This is a genomic window from Streptomyces canus, assembly GCF_030815415.1.
In the GTDB taxonomy this organism is placed as follows: Bacteria; Actinomycetota; Actinomycetes; order Streptomycetales; family Streptomycetaceae; genus Streptomyces; species Streptomyces canus_F.
Genome location: NZ_JAUSWW010000001.1, coordinates 10,295,118 through 10,317,374, shown reverse-complemented (window position 1 = coordinate 10,317,374; position 22,257 = coordinate 10,295,118). Strand labels below are relative to the sequence as shown.

Genomic DNA, 22,257 nt, shown 5'->3' with positions numbered 1-22,257 from the left:
AGGCTCAGGCCTGCGCGGCGTCTTTTGGGTCTGGTGCCAGTCGTTGCAGGGTGCAGAAGGCGTGGGCGGCGGAGACGAGGGTGACGTGGTGGTGCCATCCGCTGAAGGTGCGGCCTTCGAAGTGGGCCAGTCCCAGGGCCTGTTTCATCTCGCGGTAGTCGTGCTCGATGCGCCAGCGGAGCTTGGCCAGCCGCACCAGCGTGGCCAGTGCCATGCCGGAGGGCAGGTTCGAGAGCCAGAACTGGACCGGCTCGGGCTCGGTCGCGGGCCATTCCGCCAGCAGCCACCGCTCGGGCAGTTCAGGATCGTCGGTGGCCTTGCGGATGCCACGGCCGGCCGGGCGGATCCGCAGGGCGACGAACCGCGAGTACATACGCTTGAAGCCGCTTTGGCTCTTGCCCGGCCGGGAGCCTTCCCGCCACGACACCGGCCGTGCGGCCGCCCGGCCGGCCGCGATGACCAGGTCTTTCATGGTCTGCGCAGGCTCGGGGTACTGCACTTTGGGTGGCCGGCCGGTGCCCCCATAGTCGGGCTGGACGGGTTGGGCGTCGGCGGGCTGGGCGGTATGGCGCCAGGAAATCCCCACCGCGTAGGGCAGCTTGCGTTCCTCCAGGCCCAGCCGGAAGGCGGCGGCATCGCCGTATCCGGCGTCCGCGACGACCAGGGGAACGTCGATGCCCCACGACCGACTCTCGTCGATCATGTCCAGGGCCAGCTGCCACTTCTCCACATGCCCCACCTGGGCCGGAATCCCGCACCGGCCGCGGCGGGCGATCTTGTCCGGGTCGGCCTCCGGCGCGTCGGGATCCCAGGATGCGGGCAGGAACAGCCGCCAGTCGACGGCCGCGGAGGCGCGGTCGTGGCCAGGTGCAGCGAGACGCCCACCTGGCAATTGGTGACCTTGCCCGCGGTGCCGGTGTACTGCCGCGACACACACGCCGAAGCATCCCCGTCCTTCAAAAAGCCGGTGTCGTCCACGATCAACGCCTCGGGACCGATGGCCTCGTGCATCCTCCAGGCCAGCCGGGCCCGCACGTGCGCGGGATCCCACGGGCTGGAGGTGATGAAGTGCGCCAGCGCCTGCCGGTTGCCGTCCTCACCCAGCCGGGCCGCCATCGGCTCCACCGACTTGCGCTGCCCGTCCAGCAGCAGCCCGCGCACATACGCCTGCCCCCACCGCCGCTGATCCGCACGGAAGAACCCGTCGAACAACTCCGCCGCGAACGCCTCCAAGTCCTCCCGGACCGAGGCCATCTCCTCAGGTGTCACACCATTTCCAACGACACTCACGCAGCATCAGACACGCACGCACAAGTGAAGATGACCAAGCCCTACTAGGGCTGAGTGATGACCCAGCTAATGTCGTCGTCCCACTTGGACGCGGCGTCCCCCACGTTCGAGCTACCGTCGCTGGTGATGTGGACGGTGTAATCGGCATGGCGCAGATACTGCCCATACGTGTTCGCGGACTCGAACAACACGCAAGAACAGTCGGACAGGCCGGCGCGCCCTCGGAGGTCAACTCCAGAGCCTGTCCGGCGTCTGGTCAGGGCAGCCGTAGAGCGCGGCGATGCCGGACAAGTCGCGTCGACGGCACGCTCGTTGGGTCGCCCAGGTGCATGACGGGCTCGCCGAGTCACGGGACTCGCATCTCGCCTCAGATCCGCCCGCCGGTCAGACGGGTGATCGGACCGTGCGCGCGGTGGCCCGCGCGCCGACCCGCCAGGTAGGACGTGGCACCCAGCACCGACAAGCCCGCGCCCACACCAGCGGCGAGAACCTTGCGATGGGCGATCACCGTCCACGCCGTCTTGGCCACGGCCGCGGCGTGTCCCGAGGCGTCGATGACGACCTGACGGCCGGCTTGGACACGTTCGGCCGTACTGTTCACGATCGCAGCGCCCGTTCCGGCTGTACGCTCAGCCGCGTCCACGGTTGCTGAGGCCACGTCACCTGACGCCTCGGCCGTCTTGTCCGCCGCCTTCGCAGCAGGGGCAGTCGCCTTTGCCGTGGCCTGCCGGGCCTTAGCAGCGCTCTGGTTGGCCTTGGAATCTTGATTCGCGTCACTGTTCGATTGGCTCATGTACTGCGCGTTGCCGCTCGCGCCGACGGCAAACACACGCTGCCGTTCGGCGTGGACTTTCTACAGCCGCTTGGTCGAAAGCGTCGAATCTCGTGCGACCCTTTGTCTCCACCCACTTTCAGCTGCAGATATCCCGCTTCGCGTCGGAAGCGTGGAATCGGTGCGCTCCTTGGAGAACCGTCGCCCGTCCGGGCGAGCAGGGGCCGAAGCGAGCGCCGGTGGTGGAAGACGTCGACCATGCCTGCGACTTTGCCGTCCAACCGGTCGCTGTCCGAGCCGATGCGCGCCGTACCGTCGCGGGTGATGCTGAACCCGGCGCTGGTCATCGCGCTGGGCGACACATCGCGGTCGAACCACTTGGTGATGTCCGGCCGTTGCTGTGAGGGTGCGCATGCGGGCCTGCCAGTGCGTCCGTGACGGCGTTGTGCGTGGCGGGGGTGCGCGCAGAGGTGGGGATTCCCGGCCGTGTAGGCGCCGTTGAGGCCCTCGCACACCCGCGCATACAGCTGGGACATGATCGGCCTGGCGGCGCGCGGCGTGGAAGGCGTCGCAGTGCTCGGCCTCGTCGAGTTCCCGACAGCTGAGGATGATCATCGCGTGATCGCCCGCCGGGAGCGGGCTCCAGGCGCGACAACCTCCGCGGCCGCGAGCGGGGCGCCGGGGCGAGTCGGGGCGTTCATCGACCGCTGTGGCCGATACCGGGCACCAGCAACGCTCGTTCGCCGTGCACCGGCAGCGCGGGCAGGAGGACAAGTCTTCGAAGCGCTTCGATACTGCCAGCGAGGTTAAGGGGCCACCTGTGTGGCCACAAGGCTCGCGTCACTTCTCCCTCAAACATTGCGGAGTGGCACGTTGACGGGGTCTTCTGCGGGTCTGTGTGAGCTTGGGTGAACGCCTTGACGTCTGAGTCGAGGCGACGGAACATCGAAGCGCTTCGAACCTCGACTTGTCAGCTCCCGCACCACCTCCAGCTCGGCCTCCAGGTCTTCTTCCTGCTTCGCATCCTGCTTCTCCTCCTCAAGGGATCTGAGTACGTGACCGAAAGCTCGCCGCCCCTCTTCCGCAACCCCACCGCCGCCCTGGACCAGCACGTCGACGACCTCCTCTCCTGCCTCACACTCGACGAACGCATCGCATTCCTGCACCAGTTCACCCCCGCGGTGGACCGTCTCGGTCTCGCCGCCTTCCGCACCGGGCGGGAGGCCCTGCACGGTGTGGCCTGGATGGGACCCGGCGACGGTCTTCCCGCAGGCGGTCGGCCTCAGCGCGACCTGGAACGACGGCCTCCTCCGCCGGGTCGGCGACGCCGTCGCCCAAAAGACGCGGACGATGCGCGCACGGGACAACCGGATGGGGCTCAACGTGTGGGCGCCGACGGTCAGTCTGCTGCGGCACCCGCTGCGGGGCAGGAACGAGGAGGGCTACGCCGAGAACCCGCACCTGACGGCGGCGATCGCCACGGCCTACACCCGCGGCCTACGCGGCGACGACCCGGCGTACTGGATGACGGCCCCCGTCCTCAAGCGCTGGCCGGCCCACAACAACGAGACGGACAGGTCGACTTCGTCCTCCTCGGCACGGCCGAGGGTCCTCCACGAGTACGACATGCGCGCCTTCCGCCGCCCCGTCGAGGCACGGCGCCGTGGCCGGGGTGATGCCCGCGCACAACCTCGTCAATGGGCGGCCGAACCATGTCTCGCCGTACCTGCGGGAACACCTTCGGACCTGGACGGACCAGGAAACCGCAGCCTCTGGACAGACGTGGCCCCCCGACCAACATAGGCATCCACGACAACCTCATCCGCAACGTCAGGTACGACAACATCCGCGTCGAGGACATCCGCAAGGACGTCACGTTCGAGAACCTCGTCGTCAACGGGCGGGTCATCCGCGACAGCGGGGGCAAGCCGGCCTGGTAGCTGGCCTCGGACGGCGTGCCCATGTTCGCCAAAGAGCACGTTCACAGACTCCGCTTCCTCACCACCGAGGAGGCCGCGGCTCTGTAACCGCCGGCGCGCGGCCCCGGCGTCTTCGTCAGGCGACGCCGGAGCCGACCGCCCACCTTTGACACCGGCAACGACCGGGTCGGTCGGGTCCACCAGTTCCTCGACAGCTGTCTCGAAGTCTCCGTACGGGGAGGTGCGCAGCCGCCCTTCACCCCAGTCTCTTGACGGCCTCCCCTCCAGGTACCCCCCAACTCTCTTACCGATACAGAATTCTCCCGAGCCTCTTGGAGCCCCCATGTCCACCGTTACCGCCATCGTCGACCTCGACATCGAGGGCCCAACGATCAGCCGACATCTCTACGGTCACTTTGCCGAGCACCTCGGCCGCTGCATCTACGGCGGCTTCTGGGTCGGGCAGGACTCGACGATCCCGAACGAGAGCGGCATCCGCCTTGACGTCGTCCAGGCGCTGCGTGCCCTGAACATCCCCAACCTCCGCTGGCCCGGCGGCTGTTTCGCCGACGAATACCACTGGAAGGACGGCATCGGCCCCCGCGACCGGCGCCCCCGGATGGTCAACACCCACTGGGGCGACGTCGAAGAGAACAACCACTTCGGCACCCACGAGTTCATGGCGCTGTGTGAACTCCTGGGCACCGAGCCCTACATCAGCGGCAACGTCGGCTCCGGCACTGTGCAGGAGATGAGCGAGTGGGTCGAGTATCTGACCCGCGACGGCGACAGCCCCATGGCCAGGCTGCGCAGGGCCAACGGCCGCGACCAGCCGTGGCACGTGAAGTTCTGGGGCATCGGCAACGAGACGTGGGGCTGTGGCGGCAACATGCGCGCCGAGTACTCCGCAGATCTGGCCCGGCAGTACGCCACGTACTGCCGCGACCACGGCGACAACAAGCTGTACCGCATCGCCTCGGGCGCGGCCGGCGACGACTACAAGTGGACGCGCACCCTGATGGAGCAGATCAACTGCTTCGGCTGCGTGGCCACACCGCGCACGTTCTTCCAGGCCATATCCGTGCACCACTACACGATGACCGGCACCTGGGAGTCGAAGGGCAGCGCCACCGGCTTCGACACCGAGGGCTACTACCGCACCATGGCCTCGGCACAGCAGATCGACCGCATCCTCACCGGTCACTCCACCGTCATGGACATCTACGACCCAGGCCGGACGGTCGGCCTGGTCCTGGACGAGTGGGGCACCTGGTGGGACGTGGAACCGGGTACCAACCCGGGCTTCCTGTTCCAGCAGAACACCATGCGCGACGCCCTGGTGGCCAGCACCCACTTCGACATCTTCCACAAGCACGCGGCACGCCTGTACATGGCGAACATCGCGCAGACCGTCAACGTCCTGCAGGCCATGATCCTCACCGACGGCGACGCGTTGGTCCTCACCCCCACCTACCACGTCTTCGAGATGAACAAGGGCCACCAGGACGCCACCTCACTCGCCCTGCACCTGCGCACCGAGGATGCCCGGCGCCGGGTGGGGGATGCCGAGCTCGACACGCTGTCCGCCTCGGCCAGCATCAAGGACGGCGCGGTGCTGATCTCAGTGTCCAATCTGGACGCCGAGGAACCGGTCGAGGTGACACTCGACCTGCGCGGAGGAGCGGTCGGCGAGCCGACCGCTCGTCTGCTGACCGCGGACAGACTCCAGGTCCACAACTCCCCGGACTCGCCCGAGGCGGTGGTTCCGCGCCCGTTCGACGGCGTGAAGCCAACAGGTCAGGGGCTCGTTCTGACGCTGCCTCCCCACTCGTTCGTCACCGTCCAGGCCCCCGTGGCCCGCGCGCACTGAGGAGCCGTCATGAATGGCTCCACACCTCCCCGGTGCGGAGCCGTCGCTATTTGTTCTGTCGGTTCACCCCGGGCGGGTGGAGAGACGGAGCAGCACCGCCGAAGGGGCCGACGGGAGGGAGACGTCGAGCGTCGCGGCCTCGGGGTCCCACGTGGCTTGCGCCTTGGTGGTGGAGGGGTACAGCACGTCGACGCCGACCCGGGCGCCGCGAAGGGTCGGGAACGGGGGAACGGCCGACTCGTCGGAGTCGTCACCGGGACGGCGCCACACGGTGACATATGTGGTGTCGGGTGTGTGCAGAGCCAGAGCGACCCACGGGTCGTACCAGCCGGGGAGGCCCAGCGGCCAGGCGGGGACAGCGGTGGCCAGGTCACCGCGGATAGTCTTGTGGACGGCGACGGCCTCGTGCGTCAACGCGAGGGCTTCCGGGGCGAGTTCGGGGAGGAGGCCGGAGAGGTGGATGCGGCCGAGGAGGGCGCTGGCCATGGTGAAGGCGACCTCGTCGAGGGAGTCGTCGGGCAGCGGGTAGGCCCACACCGCCCCTTGTTCCGGCGTGACCGCGGTGGGTGCGGCCGCCGCAATCGGGGCGTACAACTCCAGGTTCTGCTGGTCGCTGGTGGAGTGCAGCTGGACGCGCGAGAGAAGGGCGTAATCGGCGCGCTTGCCTCCGGAGGCGCAGCTCTCCAGGACGAGGCCCGGGTGGCGGTCCAACACGCCGTCCAGCCAGTCGAGGAAGGCACGGTTGTGGCCGAGCAGGCCGTCCGCCGGGGCCTCACCGGGGTGACTGCTGGTGCCGGAACCCGCGTCCACGTTGTAGTCGAGTTTGAAGTAGCCGACGCCCAGGCCGTCGACGAGCCGGTCCACCACCGAGTCCAGGTGGGCGCGGGCGGCGGGGTGGCGCAGGTCGAGGTGGTAGCGGCCGTTCGCATTGACGCGGGCGCCGTGGCGGCGGAAGAACGCCTCGTCGGGTCTTCACCGAGTCGTTCGACGCGACGGTCATGTGCCGCTTCCTGGCCAGGCTCGTCGGCCACTTCGACCGCAAGGTCCACCTGGTCGTGGACCGGCACTCGGCCCACCGTTCGAAGGCCGTCCGGGCGTGGCTCGCCGACCACAAGGACCAGGTCGAACTGAACTTCCTGCCCTCGTACTCACCCGAACTCAACCCGGACGAGCTGGTCAACGCCGACCTCAAACGCAGCCTGCCTCACACCCACCGGGCCAGGAACCAGACCGAACTCGCCTCCGAAACCCGGCGGTTTTTCCACCGTCGACAACCCAACCTCACATTGTGCGTGGATACTTCGGCGGCCGACACGTCCGCTACGTCATCGACGAGTGGACCCCATGAGTTTTTGATCAATAGCGGCATGGCGCTGATCGCGGCGGCGTGATCAGCGCCATGCCGCGCGCTCAGTGGCCGAATAATTTCCTATTTGTTCGATATGTCCAGTACGCGACGCCAGTGCTGTGACCGCGTACGTTCACCGGGTTGGTGATCCCTGAGGTCGGGAGGTGGGCCTCTAGATCAACACGAGCCGCCAGGTGTTCATGGCCCCTCCTACAGGCCGAACGAGCGACTCATAGCGGCAGTCACCAAAGCGTGAATCGGCCCCAGGGGTGCTGCCGGGGCCATCGGCTGACTGTTCCGCGTCGCTCAGCTCACCGGTCCCGTCATCGCGAGAGGTCCTACCGTCGGTTCGAGTAGCGACAACGTCCGCCGTTGCGCATCGAGGCCGGCACGGATGCCGACCGGCATCGGCAGGTTCGGGCCGGCATGCCCGAACTCGACGTTGCCCAGGACCGGGATGTCACGGTCGCCGAGGACGTCGAGGACGATCTCGCGCAGGGATGGGGAGCGCCGGGCTCAAGTCCGCCGATCTCACGCGGCACGCCCACGACCATGCCGGAGATCCGGTCGAGGATGCCGCAGTGCCGCATCACCTGCAGATAGCTCCACACGTACGAGGCCAGGCCGCCCATCTCCTCCCAGAACTGCACGGCACCGTCGAACCGCTCCAGCGGCAGCGCGAAGGGTGTCGCCTGCGCCAGCACGATGCGGTTGATCACCCCGCCGATCAGCGGCCCTTCGGCGCGACCTGGACGCCAGCATTCCCACGACGGGCTCGCCGGCAGCGCCCCGATCACCGCGGTACCGGTCAGCAGCCTGCAGTAGAGCTGCTCGAGTTCCGCCTGGCGCGCCGTGGGCGCGGACGGCCACTGGCCGCCGAAGCCGGGGACGGCCATGTCGGCGTGGAACCCGACCAGGCCTGTGCGCCCATGGAGCACCAGGTGCAGCAGCGAGATGTCGCTGTAGCCGAGGATCGGCTTGGGGTCGGTCTTGATCGCGTCGACGTCGATGAGGTCGAGGTAGCCGAGCGCCGTCTGGCCGCCGTCACTCGCGATAATCGCGCGCACCTCGGGATCACGCAGAAGTCCGTTGAGTTCTGCGGCGATCTCGGCCGGCGTGGCCGCGCTCCACCAATGGTGCCGTCCTACTTCGAGCAGCGGAGCCCGCCGCACGCGGAAACCCATTCGCTCGAACAGTTCCACCGTTCGCTGAACGTTGGGCTCGTAGGCAGTCGGCAGCGGGCCGGACAGCGCGGCGATGACTACGAGGTCTCCGGGCCTGAGGGCACGCGGTCGAAGCAGCTGGGGCCGTGCAGTACCAGTCATGGCGTGAGTGTCGCCGGTGCCATGGGCAGGGTCACGCGATTTTTCCGGTCGCCCGCCCCAGCGGCTGCCCTTCTCGCTGCGACTGTCAGCGATGAGGCCGGACCTGCATCGAACCGTGCTGAACCATGCATCTGTTAGAGAAAGGGGACTGCTGCAGGGGTGGGTGACAGCGGGGTTTATGCAGCCAGGGCTGCGGCTCGGTCATGATGGTCTCGTACTCGACGGGGGTCAATCGGGCCAGGCGTCTCTGACGCCGGCGTCGGTGGTAGGTGCGCTCGATCCAGGTGACGATCGCGATCCGCAGTTCCTGGCGGGTGGCCCAGGTACGGCGGTCGAGGACGTTCTTCTGAAGCAGCGCGAAGCGTGGCGATCTGCGGGTCGCGGTCAACCTTTCCGGGAAGCCCGCCGCCATCCCGCTGGGCGCCGGCCGGCACCGGGCCGGCGGGGGGAGGGTGCTGGCCGCCTGGGAGCCGGCCGAGGCCCCGGGCGGCGACGGGGTGCTGCACCTGCCGCCGGAGTCGTGCGTGGTGCTGGCCGACGACCGAGACCGCGCCTCCTGCGGGCGGCCGTCAGATCTTCCCCCGGTCCCACGCGTTCAGCATGCCGTCAAAGGAACAGACCAGGGCCAGTACGGCGGCCCCTGACCGCGGGTCCAGGAACGCTTCTTCAAGATGCACCTGGTTTCCGTGCGCCTTGAATTCCAGTGGCACCCAGCCGCCCTCGCGCCAGATGATGCGGCCCGGTCCACGAGGAAGGTCGCCCCCGCCCAGCACGGCCGCCACGAAGAGGAACGGCAGCAGGGGCGAGAACAGCCACCACACGCACCACCAGACGATCCGGCCCTTGTATCCCACCGCGTCGGGTGCGCCGGGCCGGCTCACCGTCCACCGAGTACGCAGCCCCCTCCTGAACGCCTTCTCGCGTACGACGGTGCAGAGGAGCTCACCCTGCGCGCCGAGTACTTGATAGACCGAGACGCCCTTCGCGCAGGAGGCGGTCACCACGGTGGCGACCCGCGCCCCGCGGTACTCGTCCGCCCACAGGACGAAGGAGCGTGCGCCGCTGCCCCGGGCCGCGAGATAGGCGGGCACACCCCCCGGCGGCAGCTCCCGTTCCACGTGGCCGACCGTCCAGGACGGTCCCAGCTTGACAAAGAGGTTGATCTTGCGGGCGACCGGCTCGGGAGTGACCCCCTCCTGTCGCCTCAGGTGAGTCATCGTCAGCATGCCGACCATCCGGCTTCCCCCTCGTACGGTCCTCGCCGGTGCGAGGAGCGTACGGATCATACGGCCGTGAGGGTGCTTGTGCCGCTGGGGCCGGGCAACTCGCGTTCCGAGTAAGGGCCTTCGCCCGGCGACGCCGTGCCGACGCGCGGGAGACGGCTCAGACGACGATGACCCGGCGCCCGCGCGCGTGACCGGCGAGTGGCGAGCTCGCGCTGTTCCAGCAGCCCCACGACCGACGGCATCCACGACCTCCACAGGAGCGACAACACAACAGCCCACCACTCCCACAGGATCGCCGACCCCATGCCCGACCAGCGAAAACGCAGTCCTCAAGTCCGGAAAGACTGTGAGGATGATCAGGTACCGCTTCGAGCGGTGGCCTGACTCGCGGAAAGACTGGCTTGCGTGCCTTGCTGTTGATCTGTCGGCCACCGCGCGGAGCGGCACCTGCTGCCGGTCCCGATAGGGGCCTTCGCGACAGGCACCGTCACAGTCTTGACCTCCCCGGCCCGGCGGCGGCCACCGCTTCCGAGGCGATCAGGAGACAGGCGACCTTGCCCAGCATCACGCAGCCAGCTGCCCCGTGTCACATCCCGGCTGACACCGACGAAGAGATCGTCCTCGGTGTCGACACCCACAAGGACTTCCACGCGGCGGCCGTCGTTAACGTCCTCGGCGCTACCTGCCCGATCGAAGCCCTGCGGCTGCTCAAGCTCGCGAAAGGGTCAGCGATCAAGTCCCGCACCCAGGCCATCAATCAGCTCAAGAGCGTCCTGATCTCGGCGGATGCCGCCCTGCGCGAGTCGTTGGCCGGCCTGAGCAACCCGCACCTGTTCAAGCGGTGCGCCGAGCTGGATGACTCGCGGGGAGACGGGCCGGCAGACACCGCCCGACACGTGCTGAAGCTCCTGGCTGACCGTATCCAGCACCTGACCGGCGAGATCGACAACCTCAACAAGCGGATAGCCGCCGGTGCTAAAGAGCACTTCCCCGGTCTGCTCGACGCGCACGGCGTCGGCCCGGACAGCGCCGCCGCCTTGTTCATCTCGGCCGGCGACAACCCTGATCGCCTCAGCAGCGAGGCGTCTTTCGCCGCCTTGTGCGGGACCAGCCCAGTCGAGGCATCCTCCGGCAAGACCCAACGACGACGGCTCAACCGCGGCGGCGACCGCCAGGCCAACGCTGCTCTCTACCGGATCGTCCTCAGCCGCCTGCGCTGGGACGATCGCACCCAGGATTATCTGCGGCGACGCCTCTCCGAGGGCAAATCCCGCCGGGAGATCATCAGGTGCCTGAAGCGGTACGTCGCACGCGAAATCTATCGACTCATCGCCACCATCAGGACAGTCGTATGCCACGCAGATCCCGACCGAACCGCAAGTTGACATCCATAGGGGCATCAACAGCTTCTAACGTCGTGACCGAGGGCCTGGGCTGGGGGACTCCGAGGTGAGCGGGCGGCCCTGAGCTGGCGCGGCCCGCCGACGGACCGTCTGCCGGCGGTCCAGGAAGGCGGCCAGGCGCTCGCGACGGCCCTGGGCAACCTGTCGGGCCGCGCCTCCCGCGGCCCGACCCATGACGCCCTGCCCTGTCCTGCGGCCGACGCCGGGCGTGGTCAGGTTCCCGCCACCGCGCTACCCGCCCGCCTCCGTCGGCTCAGACGGCCGGCAGCGCGTACAGCCGCTTGGCGTGCATCGCGGCCAGCCGCTTGCCCGCCGGGACCACATACCACTTCTCGTTCTCACCGGTTTTGTCGTTGTACGTCCAGCGCAGCTTCCCGGTCGCCGCGTCGAAGGCATGCACGCCGCCGTTCTTGTCGTGCTCGGTCGCGCCGTACAGCGTGCCGCCCACCTTGGCGAACTGCCACGCCTCCGCAGCAGAGCCCACCAAGTCCTCGTTGTGCCAGATCTGCTTGCCCGTACCGGGGTCCACCGCCCACATGCCGTACGCGCTGTCGGAGGCGTAGAGCACCCCGTCCAGGACCTGCGGATCGTTGAACCAGGTGAACTTCTCATTCGCCAGCGACCAACGCTCCGTGCCCGCGGCCAGCGCGAACGCCCGCAACCGCTGCCCGTCCGGCACGATCATCAGGTCCTCGTGCACGGCGAAGCGGTAGTAGTTGGACCTGCCGATCTTCTTCGTCCAGAGCTGCCGGCCCGTCGTCGTGTCGCGGACGGTCACGTTCTTCCGGAAGTCTGTGTACGCGAGGCGCCCGCCGACGACCGTGGCGGTGATGCCGAACTCCTCGGTCCCCGTGTCCCGCTTTTCACGCCAGGCGATCTTGCCGGAGGTGGTGTCGATCGCGGCGATCACGTTGGTCGGCGTCGAGAGGTCCTCCTCCAGGATCCCGGCGAGGACGTAGACGTGTCGGTCGTCGGCCGCGATGGGGCGCGGCTGCTCGTACTCCTTGCCCAGGCGGCTGCGCCAGGTCTCCTTGCCCGTGGCCGGATCGAGGCCCACCACGTCGCCGTCGTACTCGGCGCTGGCGAGATAGAGCGTCCCGCCGCCGTTGATCAGCTTGGCGCCGGGAATGGTGACGCCCGGCCGTGACCACTTCTCCTTGCCGCTGACGACGTCACGCCCCACCAGCGGATCACCCGACACCACGACCGTGCCGCCGATGACCGCGAGCGCGTGGATCCCGGCCAGGTCGTCGTTGGCTGTCTTCTGTTGCCACAGCGGCTTGGGCGCGGTGCCCGGGGGCGGGGTGGTGAAGGTGTCACTGCCCTTGTTGGTGTCACCGCCCTTGCTTCCACCGGGAGTTGTGCTGCCGCCCGACGCGCCCGTCTCCTCCTCGCGGGTGCACCCCCATGCGCCTGCCCCCAGCACGGCCAGGCCGAGGCCCGTCCCGGCCAGCCTGAGCGCCTGCCTGCGTGACACCGCGTGCCCGTCACGTATGCCCATGTCGGTTCCCCGTCCCCGTTTTCGCCCGTATGGTGCCGACGCCCCTCGGACGTCTTGATCGCGGTCAGGCTAGCCGTCAGATTTCGGCCAGTCGTCGGGCGGTACGCAACCGGGACGCGTCCGTGAAACTCCTGTCACACAAGATCAGCGACTCCTGGCACTCGCGTAAGCGCTTCGAGATGGCGGATCTCGAGCTGGCGGGTCACCTGGGACAGCAGGCCCCGACGGAGCCAAGCACCCTCCCCAGTACGGCGTGATAGATCGCTGACAGATCGCTGACAGGTCCGGTCCCGATGCTGATCTTCAGGAGCAAGTCCGCTCCGACGTACCGACCGACGGAAGAGGAGTCAGAGATGACCGAGGAATTCGACCTCGAGATCGAGGAGTTCGAGGAGAGCGAGCTCGTCCCCATGGGGATCCCGTGCAGCGGGTGCTCCGGCCCGTGTGCCAGCAACTCCTGCACCCCCGCCGGCCTCTGCCCGTGAACCACGGCGCGTAGGCGCGGTATGGGGAGCTAATCCCCGAGAGAGCCACACCGGACCACGCCGCAGGCTGAGTCCTGGTGGTCCGGTGTGCTCGATCACGGATGAGGTCGTGGAGCTTGAGGTGGAAGGAAGAAGTCCAGTGGGCCAGAGTGGGCAGGGCACGGACGGGACGCTCGCCGCGCTGCGTCGCATCGTCTCCCCGTACGGGATCGTGGCGCGGACCGAGGAGACACGCGCGCGCGTCTCGGACCGGAGCGTGTACAGCTGCCTGTCGGTGATCGGCAGCGGCCTGGCCGGAGTCGCTGCCGCGTGCGAGGACCCTGAGCTGTGCAAGGGGGTCAGACTGGAGTCGGCCGGGCACGCGGAGCTCGTGGCCATCGCCGAAGGGGCCGAGCGGTACGCCAGTATGGCGCCGTTCGACGAGGAGCCGATCTGGGCGCGCGCGATGGACCTGGCGGAGGAGTGCCTGGAGCCGCACCGGTATCCCCGCTGCTCGGCGGGGGAATACGCCCACGAGAAGGCGCCCCTGGTCCCGTTCGACGAAGGGGCGGAGGTCAGATGGGTCCGCGGCCTGGACCTGATCAAGGGCGAGCCGCTCTGGGTACCTGCCGTCATGGTCAACTACGCCTTGGCCTCCGCTGTCCCCGCCGAGCGGTTCTGCAATCGGATCTCGACCGGGTACGCGGTGCACACCGATCCCGTGGAGGCCGTCCTGCGCGCAGCGTTCGAGGTGATCGAGCGCGACAGCGTGGCGGTCACCTGGTTGCAGCGGCTGCCCCTTCGTCCGGTCGCCGAGGACGAGTTCACCGAAGGAACGCGAGAGCTGATCGCCTGGTTCGAGGGCCGGTTCATGGAACCGGTTCTGCTCGACGCCACCTCGGAGCTGGGTGTGCCCACGGTCTATTGCCTGATCGCGGCGGACCATGACCCCCGTGCCTCCAGATTCGTGACGGCCAGTGCGGGACGGTGCCTGGCGGAGGCCGCCGAGAGCGCCCTTCTCGAAGCGATGAACCTCGGTGATCTGATCCACGCCGGCGAGGCGGCGCACAGCATCGACGAGATCGCAGGGAACGTGGTGGACTCCGCCCGGTTCATGGCCATCGGCACCAGATCGCACGCCTTCGACTTTCTGCTCGAAGGTCGTGGCAGAAGCGCTTCCCGCTCGGCGGCCCCGAGGCTTCCCGAGGACCCCGTGGAGGCGTTGGACGGCCTCGTCGACCGGCTGTCCCAGGCCGGGATGCAGGTCGCGGTCGTCGACCGGACCACCCAGGACGTAAGAGAAGCGGGCCTCACCGCCGTGACCGTCGTGATTCCTGATCTCCAACCGATGAGCGTCGACCCGCGGGCCCAGTTCAGAGGGCACAGCAGGCTCTTCACGGCGCCGAAGCACATGGGCCACAGAGTCCTGCCGGAAGAGGAGTTGAACCCATGGCCACAGCCGTTCGCCTGAGCACGGTCGCGCTGTTCTCCGTCGGTGACTTCGGTCACCGGGTGAACGACGTCGTCGCCTCCGCCCTGCCCGTCTCGCACACCGTCCCAGCCGCCGAGCTGGACGAGGCCTTCGCGGGGCGACCCGACATCGTGGTCGCCGCCCTGTGGCGTGCGGACCACGTCGTGTGCGAGCGCGCCGATCGTCTGGCTCACGACACGGGCGTGGCGTGGCTTCCCGTGGTCCAGGACCATGCGGTGCTGCGGGTAGGTCCCCTGGTCCTCCCGGGCGCGGGCCCCTGCTTCCGCTGCTTCGACCGGCGGAAGCAGCAGCATGACGCGCACGGGAACAGCAGCAGTGTCGTACGCGCCGCCTACGAGCGCGACCCGAAGCTGGGACCGGCCGGCCATCTGCCCTTCCACGTCAGAGTGGCCGGGGGCCTGGCCGTCGACCTGCTGCGGCGGCCGGCCGTCGGGCACGTCGTCACCGTGCGGCTGCCCGACCTGTCGCTCTCCCGCGACCGGGTGGTGTCCGAACACGCTTGCCGCCGCTGCCGCGAGACGCCGCCGCGGCTGGACGTGCGGGCGCTGCTCCCCGAACGATTCACGAAGAGGAACCATGGCTGATCGCGTGGTGTACCACCGCAAGCTCATCCCCGGCATCATGGCTCTCCCCGCGGACGGAAGGCTCGTAGTCGCGGGCACTCCGCGTCGGCAGGTGCTCCGCGGCAAGACCGCGACGCAGGTCGTTCCGCGCATCCTTCCGCTCTTCGACGGCACCCGGACGGAGGAGGAGATCGTGCGTGAACTCGGGGCCCCGCGAGGTCAGTTCGACCGGATCGTCGCCGCACTCGACAGCTGCGGGTTGCTGGAGCCCGCCGCCGGTACGCCCACCCTGGACGCGCCGCCGGACGAAGTCGTCGCGCACTACGGACGGTTCAGGGACGGCAGGGTGTACGCGGGCGTCGGCGAGATGGCCGACGTACTGGGCGCGGCACGCGTGTGCGTAGTCGCCGAGGACGATCTGGCCGACAGAATGGTGCAGGACCTCCTCCGCAGCGGCGTGTCCGAAGTCCGGCGAGTCCCGTGGCCCCTCAGCCGCGACGGCGGGACCGGGCACGAGCCCCCGGCGTGGCAGGACCACGACCTGGTTGTCGTCGTGGAGACACCCGAAGGCATCCGCTTCATCAGCGAGGATGTCCGGTCTCTCACCGGCAGCGGGGTCCCCGTACTCCGTTTCACCGTCACCGAGGACCACATCGAGGCAGGCCCCTGGCTGTATCCCGGCTACGGAACCTGCGCCCGAGTGCCTCGCCCGGAGCCGGCGGGACACGGGCTGGGACGGGCCGGCCGGGGCGCCGTCCGCGGCCGTGCCGAACTGGCCGCGGGTCTGGCCTGCGCCGAGGTCGTCTCCCGCATCTTGGGCACGCCGGGCAGCCAACTCGTGAACCAGGTCTCCCGCATTTCGCTCCCGGACCTCACCGCCGAGCGCTACCTCGTCGTCCCCTACCCCGCCTGCCCTGACTGCGGGTTCGGTTCACCGGAGCAGGACACGCCGGAGGCGGCGGAGCGGGCGCTCCGCAACGAATGGCTCACCCGGCTGGCACCCGCGTTTCTCCGGGACAGGCAACCCTTCAGCAGGGAGGAGGAGACGCGCAACAGAGCGCTGCGGGCCGAACGCCCCCGCTTCACGACCCATCCCTCGCGACCGCTCCCCTCGGCCGAGCACACCGTGCACGGCGTGTTCGGAGAGGATGCGCCGGATCGCCCGGCCGCCCTCGAGGACGAGGCGTTCCTGTCCGAGCTGTTGCGACGGGTGGGCGGCCGACGACGCGACTCCGACGGGGATCTGATGCAGCGCTGGGCGCCCACCGGCGGAAACCTGGGCTCCGTCGAGCTGTACGTGCTGCACGAGCCCGGCTTTCCCGGGCTGCCGGGAACGCTGTTCCGCTACGACGACCTGGCGCACGCGCTGATCGCGGTACGCCCGGACGCCGTCCCGGCGGCACAACTGCTGGCAGGCACCGATCTGACGGCGGAAGGGACGCCGTCGACGGTGATCGTGCTCGTCGCCGCTCTCGGGCGGGCCGCCGTCAAGTACTCCCACGCACACCGCCTCGTCCATCTCGACGCGGGATGCGCCCGAACCCAGCTCGACGCCACCGCCACGGGGCTGGGCAGGCAGGCAACCTGGGCGGAGTGCTGGGACGAGCGACCCGCCCAGGTCCTCCGTCTCCACGACGAGGACCAGATCGTCACCGGTGCGGCGCTGCTGCACGGGGCCCATCGAGGAATCGGAGCCGACACATGCCTCTGATCGCGGACGACGCGCACCGCGGCCGCGTCGACGAGCTGATACGGACGAGAGCCGCCGTACCCGCGGGGATGGGCCGCCGCCCGCCTGCCCTTCTCGCCGCCGGGACGGGCCGTCTCCTGCCGCTCGAAGAGGTGCAGCGAGGACGGCGGTCCGTACGCGAGTTCTCCGGGGAGCACCTGCCCTCCTGGCTCGTGGACGCGGTGCTGGCTCGTGCCGTCACGGCGGCACCCGAGGCGACGGACCGGGGGATCTCGATGTTCGTCGCCGCCCGTCGAGTCTCCGGAACGGCCCCGGCGCTCTACGCGTGGGGCGACAGCGAGCCGCTCGGGGACATACCCGTCGACTGCGTTGAGGACTACGCCGACGCCCCGGTGCTGCTCTTCCTCTGCGCCGCGGTCGGGCGAGCGCCGGCCCGCGCGTACGGAGGGCTGCTCACCTACGCGGGCGCACTCGGCCAGGCCGTCTGGCTGGCCGCGCGAACGCATGGACTCGACTGTTCCGTCTACGGACTGCCGCACTACCGGGTGAACGCCGCCCTGCAGCGACGGGACCGGCGCTTGTGCCACCTCTTCACGGTCGCCCTCGGCCGAGGGACGGACGGCCGCCCGGGCGGGGGTGTCGGCGGATGAGCGCGAGCGAAACAGAGCTCGGTGACGACCAGGACGTGTACCGGTGCTCGACCGCGTCGGAGGTCATGCGATTCCTCGGATCACGACTCCGCCCCTGGCGGTGGCAGACCGCCGCCATCCTGCTCATGGTGGTGCTCCGGGTGACGCTCGGCGCGGCCGGCCCGATCTGCGTCATCATCCTCGTGGACACCGCACTACCGCGTCAGGACACCGGTCTGCTCTTCGTGCTCTGTGCGGTCCTGCTCGTCAGCGCCGCCCTGACCAGTGCGCTCAGCGTCGGCGAGGCGGCCCTCTCGAGCTGGCTGAGCCAGCGACTGGTGGCGGATCTGCGCAAGGAGGTGTTCGACAAGACCCAGGGCCGGCCGCTCGGCTTCTTCACTGGCCATGCGCCGAGCGAACTCCAGACCCGGCTCGTCAGTGACCTGAACGGGGTCGACCGTTTCATCAGCCAGACCCTGCGATCCGCGATCGCCGCGTTCACGAGCGGGCTCACCGCTGCGGCCGTGATGGTGTACGTGTCGTGGCCGCTGGCGTTGATCTCCCTGAGCCTGACCGTCCTGCTGGCGCTGCTGAACAACCAGTTCGCCGCAGTGCGCAGGGGTCTCGCCCGCGAACGACAGCAGAAGCTCACCGAGTTGACGGGGAAGGTGGCCGACACCCTGTCCCTTCATGGCGTCCTCCTGGGGCGGACGCTGGCCGGATCCGAGCGTCAGCGCGGCCAGTACCTGGAGATCTGCGAGGACATTCGCAAGGTCACCGTGCGGCAACGTGTCATAGGCGCACGGACGCAGACGTTCATCGGGTTCTGCTTCAGTGCCATCCCACCGATCATCTACCTGTTGAGCGGAACGCTGCTGCAGGACCTCTCCGTGGGCATGGTGATGGCTCTCGTCCTGCTGCAAATGCGGCTCGCGGACCCGATGATGACGCTGCTGTCGCTGAGCGCCGGCATCCAGTCCTCGATGGCCATGTTCGACCGGGTCATGGAGTACACCGGGCTGCCTTACCCCACGCCTGTCTCCACGACGAAGACGGTCGCACCGGCTGTCGGACTCGAAGCCCTCGAACTGCACCACCGGTACCCCGGCGCCGACCGCCCCGCCCTCGACTCCGTCAACCTCGACATCGAGCCGGGCACGGTGAACATCATTCTGGGGGCGACCGGGTCGGGGAAGAGCACCCTGGCCATGGTGCTGGCCGGGCTCGTCGACGCCGGGTCCGGAACCGTCTCGCTCGGCGGGACCCCGGTGCCAGCACGGGCTCTTCCCGAACATGTCACGCTCGTCCCGCAGCACACCACCTTCTTCAGCGGCTCGATCAGGGAGAACCTCGCATTCGCCCGCGAGACCGTGTCGGAGCCGGAGATGGCGGAGGCCCTCCGTGCGGCGTGCCTCGAAGACCTGATCGACAGGCTGCCGCTCGGACTCGACACCCGGATCGGCCAGGGCGGGTACCGGCTATCGGGCGGCGAACGGCAGCGCCTGTCCATCGCGCGGGCACTGCTGTGCGGGGGACGCGTTCTGATTCTCGACGAGGCCACCAGCGCCCTGGACGGGCTCACGGCCCAGCGCGTCATGGACAGGCTGCGCACCGTAGGGGACGACCGGACGCTGGTGGTGATCTGCCATCGCATCCCCCGGCTGGACCCCACCGACCGCGTCGTGGTCATGGACGTCGGCCGGATCACCGAACAGGGGTCCGCGGGCGAGCTGGACACCCGCGCCGGGGCCTACGCGGCCCTCGTCGAAGCCCAGAACGTGAAGACCCCCATGGAAGGCGCACCCGCTTGACTTCCTCCCCCGCCTAAAGGCGGGGGATTCCAGCGGTCGCCCGCTGGGGTTCCTGCTTCACCGACGACTGCCCCGTCCGGGAGGACTCCCGTTGAGATCTTACACCATCTCCACAGGCAGACGCCGCCAGCCCGGCGGCCAGGATGTTGCGCGCCGCGTTCACATCACGGTCATGCACCGCACCGCAGACGCACGTCCATTCGCGGACGTTCAGCGGCAGCTTCGCCGCGACCGTCCCGCAGTTCCCGCACAGCTTGCTGCTGGGGAAGAAGCGGTCGATCACCACGAGTTCACGCCCGTACCAGGCACACTTGTACTCCAGCATGGAGCGCAGGTCCGTCCAGGCCGCATCACTGATGGCGCGTGCGAGCGCGCCGTTCTTCAGCAGGTTGCGGACGCTCAGGTCCTCGATCACGACCGTTTGATTCTCACGGACGAGTCGAGTCGACAGCTTGTGCAGCACATCGCGGCGCCGGTCGGCGATCCGCGCATGCACACGGGCGACCGTGCGGCGGGCCTTCTCCCGGTTCGCCGAACCCTTCGCCTTCCGCGACAGCTCACGCTGCGCCTTCGCCAGGCGGGCCCGGTCACGGCGCTCGTGCCGGGGATTGGCGATCTTCTCCCCGGTGGACAGGGTCACCAGGGAGGTGATCCCAGCGTCCAGGCCCACCGCGTTCGTGGTGGCGGGAGCCGGGGCGATGGTGTCCTCGCACAGCAGGGACACGAACCAGCGCCCCGCCGCGTCACGGGACACCGTCACCGTAGTCGGCTCCGTCCCCTCGGGCAGTGGACGCGACCAGCGGATGTCCAGAGGATCGGCCATCTTCGCCGAAGTCAGCTGCCCGTCGCGCCAGGTGAAGGCACTGCGGGTGTACTCAGCCGACGCGCGGGACTTCTTGCGGGACTTGTAGCGCGGGTACTTCGCACGCTGGGCGAAGAAGTTCCCGAACGCCGTCTGCAGATGGCGCAGCGCCTGCTGCAGCGGAACCGAGGACACCTCGGCCAGGAAAGCCAGTTCCCCGGTCTTCTTCCACGCCGTGAGCGCGGCGGACGACTGCACGTAGGAGATCCGGCGCTGCTCGCCGTACCAGGCCCGGGTGCGTTCCTCCAGCGCCTTGTTGTAGACGAGGCGGACACAGCCGAACGTGCGCGACAGCTCAGCCGCCTGCACGCCGGTGGGGTAAAAGCGGTACTTAAACGCCCGCTTGACCTGCCGCGTCACGCCTCACACGCTATCAACTTCCGTCTGGCCAGCGGGTGTCGTCCGGTGAGCGGCGGACCCCGGTCCGCCCTGGCGGCAAACCAGCTTTCCCTGCCCTGCTCCGCAGGAGCTTCGTTCCCTCCCCGGCCTGAAGGCCGGGGTATCCACGAAGGACAGACCCGATGACCCCCTCGCTCACCGGCCCGCGTCGCGTGGCCGCCCCCGGCAGACGCGCCTTCGCCGCGACCTGGTGGGGGCAGGCATGGGTGACGGCCCTGGAAGGCTCCACCCTGGACGCCGGGCGTCTGTCACGCGGACGCACCTACGCCCGCAAGGGCATGGTCGGCCCGGCCACCGTGACCCCCGGCCAGGTCAGAGCCGCCGTCCAGGGCAGCCAACCGCGCCCGTACCGTTCCTCGGTCCACCTGCCCGTCCTCACCGACGCCCAATGGGACACCCTGCTCGACACCGTCGCGGCCCGAGCCGGGCACCTCGCCGCGCTCCTCGACGGCGAGATGCCCGCCGAACTCGTCGACGACGCCTGCCACGCAGGCGTCCCCCTGCTGCCGCAGCCCACCGAACTCGACCCGGACTGCTCCTGCCCCGACTGGGGGTACCCCTGCAAGCACGCGGCCGCGCTCTGCTACGCCATCGCCGCCACCATCGACGCCGACCCGTTCGTCCTCTTCGCGCTGCGCGGTCGCAGCCGCGAGGAGGTCCTCGCCCAGCTGCGCGCTCGCCGTACGGCGAGCCAGGAGACTGTCACCCCGCCAGCACCGACCGGCGTCCCTGCCGCCGCGGCATACGCCCGCTGGGCGGAGCACATGCATGAGCTGCCCGAACCCCCTGGACCAGCCGCGCACACCGCCGCGCTCCCCGTCACCCCGCCGCCCGGCAGCAGCCTGGCCACCTCGGACCTGGAGCGCCTCATGACCGACGCCGCCGCACGCGCCGCGCGGCTCCTCGCAGGCGACACCACCGGCCTGCACCTGACCCAGCACCAGGACGCGGTTCGCATTGCCGCGAGCGCCCCCGGACCCGAGTGGTTCCACCGCCTGATCCAGAACACCGGCGCCAAACCCACCGCCTTCGCACGCCTCACCCGCGCCTGGCGCCACGGCGGCCCCACCGGCGTCACCATCGCCGAACAGCCCCACACCCCCGACCCGACAGCGATGACCGCCGCCCGCACCGCGCTGACCGCGGCCCTCGCCGAAATGGCCACCGTCCCCGTCCCCCTCAGAGCCTGGCGCAACCGCCTCACCCTCACCGACCACGGCATCCAATTGCGTCTGGGCCCCGACGCCAGCTGGTACCCCTACCTCCAGGACGGCGACGGCGAATGGTGGCCCGCGGCACTGGCCGACGCCGACCCCGTTGCCGCGCTCACCGTGGTCTGGCAGCAGCGCCAGTGAGCCAAGGGGAACAAGTTCACCTCAGTCAAGGCTCTTTTTCCCCCGTCGCATCCTGAACAGGGAAGATTTACTCCCCCGCCCTCCTGCGCCTCGGCCCGGCCACACGCGTCCGCTTCGGCACCGAGCACCGGGCCTTCGCCAGCGTCGACGCCGTGCGGCTCCACGACATCATCACCAGCCTGGGGAGCGACCCGAACGTACTGCGGCGCATGCTGGTCATCGCCGACCCGACGTGCACGGTGCGAGGCACCCGGATGCGAGCCGGACCGATCCGTCGAAGTTCCCTTACGAAAGAGTTTGGATGATTCGAGTTTCGCGTCTCCCCCGTTCGTCGGGTC

General features: G+C 69.1%; 18 protein-coding genes and 6 pseudogenes. 13 read left to right on the top strand and 11 right to left on the bottom strand.

Translation table 11 applies throughout. From position 1 onward, the window contains the following. Window positions 1-4: 4 nt before the first annotated feature. From QF037_RS48335 to QF037_RS48325, 4 genes and pseudogenes are all read right to left on the bottom strand, one after another. Window positions 5-1,269 (bottom strand): annotated as a pseudogene (locus QF037_RS48335) (IS701 family transposase). Between the two features lie 65 nt (window positions 1,270-1,334). Continuing rightward, window positions 1,335-1,640 carry an AbfB domain-containing protein gene (locus tag QF037_RS51290; RefSeq protein WP_373463922.1) on the bottom strand — a complete coding sequence of 102 codons (306 nt, stop codon included), beginning with the start codon at window positions 1,638-1,640 and terminating at the stop codon, window positions 1,335-1,337. 17 nt (window positions 1,641-1,657) lie between these two features. Beyond that, the gene (locus tag QF037_RS48330) at window positions 1,658-2,119 is read right to left on the bottom strand and encodes a hypothetical protein (RefSeq protein WP_307036641.1); all 462 of its coding nucleotides are present in this window, start codon (window positions 2,117-2,119) and stop codon (window positions 1,658-1,660) included. Between the two features lie 794 nt (window positions 2,120-2,913). Beyond that, complete coding sequence (locus QF037_RS48325; protein WP_307037851.1) at window positions 2,914-3,294, bottom strand: hypothetical protein; 381 nt, start codon at window positions 3,292-3,294, stop codon at window positions 2,914-2,916. Between QF037_RS48325 and QF037_RS48320 the strand changes: the two are divergent. Further along, window positions 3,214-3,854: pseudogene (locus QF037_RS48320) on the top strand (glycoside hydrolase family 3 N-terminal domain-containing protein); the annotation flags it as partial. The gene QF037_RS48325 and the pseudogene QF037_RS48320 overlap by 81 nt on opposite strands. 470 nt (window positions 3,855-4,324) lie before the next feature. Beyond that, the gene (locus tag QF037_RS48315; RefSeq protein WP_307036638.1) at window positions 4,325-5,851 is read left to right on the top strand and encodes an alpha-N-arabinofuranosidase; all 1,527 of its coding nucleotides are present in this window, start codon (window positions 4,325-4,327) and stop codon (window positions 5,849-5,851) included. 63 nt (window positions 5,852-5,914) lie between these two features. On the opposite strand, the pseudogene QF037_RS48310 reads toward QF037_RS48315, so the two are convergent. Further along, window positions 5,915-6,778 (bottom strand): annotated as a pseudogene (locus tag QF037_RS48310) (alpha-galactosidase); the annotation flags it as partial. 71 nt (window positions 6,779-6,849) lie between these two features. On the opposite strand from QF037_RS48310, the gene QF037_RS48305 reads away from it, so the two are divergent. Beyond that, window positions 6,850-7,242: a transposase gene (locus QF037_RS48305; protein WP_373463921.1), complete on the top strand. Its 393-nt coding sequence runs from the start codon at window positions 6,850-6,852 to the stop codon at window positions 7,240-7,242. Window positions 7,243-7,505: 263 nt separating this feature from the next. Here the strand turns inward: QF037_RS48305 and QF037_RS48300 are convergent, their stop codons facing one another. The 3 genes and pseudogenes from QF037_RS48300 to QF037_RS48290 form a co-directional block, all read right to left on the bottom strand. Further along, window positions 7,506-7,649 (bottom strand): hypothetical protein, encoded by a 144-nt coding sequence (locus QF037_RS48300; protein ID WP_307037789.1) that lies wholly within the window; start codon window positions 7,647-7,649, stop codon window positions 7,506-7,508. A 149-nt stretch (window positions 7,650-7,798) separates the two neighbouring features. Then, a pseudogene (locus tag QF037_RS48295) lies at window positions 7,799-8,524 on the bottom strand (LD-carboxypeptidase); the annotation flags it as partial. A 199-nt stretch (window positions 8,525-8,723) separates the two neighbouring features. Next, window positions 8,724-8,885, bottom strand: a pseudogene (locus QF037_RS48290) (IS3 family transposase); the annotation flags it as partial. Here QF037_RS48290 and QF037_RS48285 point away from each other — a divergent pair. Beyond that, window positions 8,884-9,066: pseudogene (locus QF037_RS48285) on the top strand (DUF3459 domain-containing protein); the annotation flags it as partial. The pseudogenes QF037_RS48290 and QF037_RS48285 sit on opposite strands and share 2 nt — an antisense overlap. A gap of 27 nt (window positions 9,067-9,093) precedes the next feature. On the opposite strand, the gene QF037_RS48280 reads toward QF037_RS48285, so the two are convergent. Next, window positions 9,094-9,750, bottom strand: coding sequence for a hypothetical protein (locus QF037_RS48280; RefSeq protein ID WP_307036636.1), 657 nt, complete (start codon window positions 9,748-9,750; stop codon window positions 9,094-9,096). Window positions 9,751-10,304: 554 nt separating this feature from the next. Here QF037_RS48280 and QF037_RS51285 point away from each other — a divergent pair. After that, the gene (locus tag QF037_RS51285) at window positions 10,305-11,135 is read left to right on the top strand and encodes a transposase (RefSeq protein WP_373463920.1); all 831 of its coding nucleotides are present in this window, start codon (window positions 10,305-10,307) and stop codon (window positions 11,133-11,135) included. 271 nt (window positions 11,136-11,406) lie between these two features. Here the strand turns inward: QF037_RS51285 and QF037_RS48270 are convergent, their stop codons facing one another. Beyond that, window positions 11,407-12,654, bottom strand: coding sequence for an outer membrane protein assembly factor BamB family protein (locus QF037_RS48270; protein ID WP_307036634.1), 1,248 nt, complete (start codon window positions 12,652-12,654; stop codon window positions 11,407-11,409). Window positions 12,655-13,007: 353 nt separating this feature from the next. Between QF037_RS48270 and QF037_RS48265 the strand changes: the two genes are divergently transcribed. The 6 genes from QF037_RS48265 to QF037_RS48240 all read left to right on the top strand — a co-directional run bounded on the left by QF037_RS48265 (window position 13,008) and on the right by QF037_RS48240 (window position 19,303). Further along, the gene (locus QF037_RS48265; RefSeq protein ID WP_307036632.1) at window positions 13,008-13,139 is read left to right on the top strand and encodes a hypothetical protein; all 132 of its coding nucleotides are present in this window, start codon (window positions 13,008-13,010) and stop codon (window positions 13,137-13,139) included. Window positions 13,140-13,278: 139 nt separating this feature from the next. Next, window positions 13,279-14,589 carry a YcaO-like family protein gene (locus tag QF037_RS48260; RefSeq protein WP_307036630.1) on the top strand — a complete coding sequence of 437 codons (1,311 nt, stop codon included), beginning with the start codon at window positions 13,279-13,281 and terminating at the stop codon, window positions 14,587-14,589. Next, a complete protein-coding gene (locus tag QF037_RS48255; protein ID WP_307036628.1) occupies window positions 14,568-15,194 on the top strand; it encodes a TOMM precursor leader peptide-binding protein in 627 nt (208 codons plus the stop codon). Before QF037_RS48260 ends, QF037_RS48255 begins: the two co-directional genes overlap by 22 nt. Next, window positions 15,187-16,884: a hypothetical protein gene (locus QF037_RS48250; protein ID WP_307036626.1), complete on the top strand. Its 1,698-nt coding sequence runs from the start codon at window positions 15,187-15,189 to the stop codon at window positions 16,882-16,884. Before QF037_RS48255 ends, QF037_RS48250 begins: the two co-directional genes overlap by 8 nt. Further along, window positions 16,875-17,513: a nitroreductase family protein gene (locus QF037_RS48245; RefSeq protein WP_307036624.1), complete on the top strand. Its 639-nt coding sequence runs from the start codon at window positions 16,875-16,877 to the stop codon at window positions 17,511-17,513. The genes QF037_RS48250 and QF037_RS48245 overlap by 10 nt, the downstream gene beginning before the upstream one ends. Beyond that, window positions 17,510-19,303 carry an ABC transporter ATP-binding protein gene (locus QF037_RS48240; RefSeq protein ID WP_307036622.1) on the top strand — a complete coding sequence of 598 codons (1,794 nt, stop codon included), beginning with the start codon at window positions 17,510-17,512 and terminating at the stop codon, window positions 19,301-19,303. The genes QF037_RS48245 and QF037_RS48240 overlap by 4 nt, the downstream gene beginning before the upstream one ends. 13 nt (window positions 19,304-19,316) lie before the next feature. Here QF037_RS48240 and QF037_RS48235 read toward each other — a convergent pair whose 3' ends face one another. Next, window positions 19,317-20,525, bottom strand: coding sequence for an RNA-guided endonuclease InsQ/TnpB family protein (locus tag QF037_RS48235; RefSeq protein ID WP_307036621.1), 1,209 nt, complete (start codon window positions 20,523-20,525; stop codon window positions 19,317-19,319). Window positions 20,526-20,686: 161 nt separating this feature from the next. Between QF037_RS48235 and QF037_RS48230 the strand changes: the two genes are divergently transcribed. Together QF037_RS48230 and QF037_RS51280 are read left to right on the top strand one after the other, a co-directional pair. Continuing rightward, entirely contained in the window at window positions 20,687-21,919 is a 1,233-nt protein-coding gene (locus tag QF037_RS48230) for an SWIM zinc finger family protein (RefSeq protein WP_307036619.1), read from the top strand. Window positions 21,920-21,984: 65 nt separating this feature from the next. Next, on the top strand, window positions 21,985-22,224 hold the full coding sequence (locus QF037_RS51280) for a lantibiotic dehydratase (protein ID WP_373464001.1): 240 nt from the start codon (window positions 21,985-21,987) through the stop codon (window positions 22,222-22,224). The last annotated feature ends 33 nt before the right edge of the window (window positions 22,225-22,257 follow it).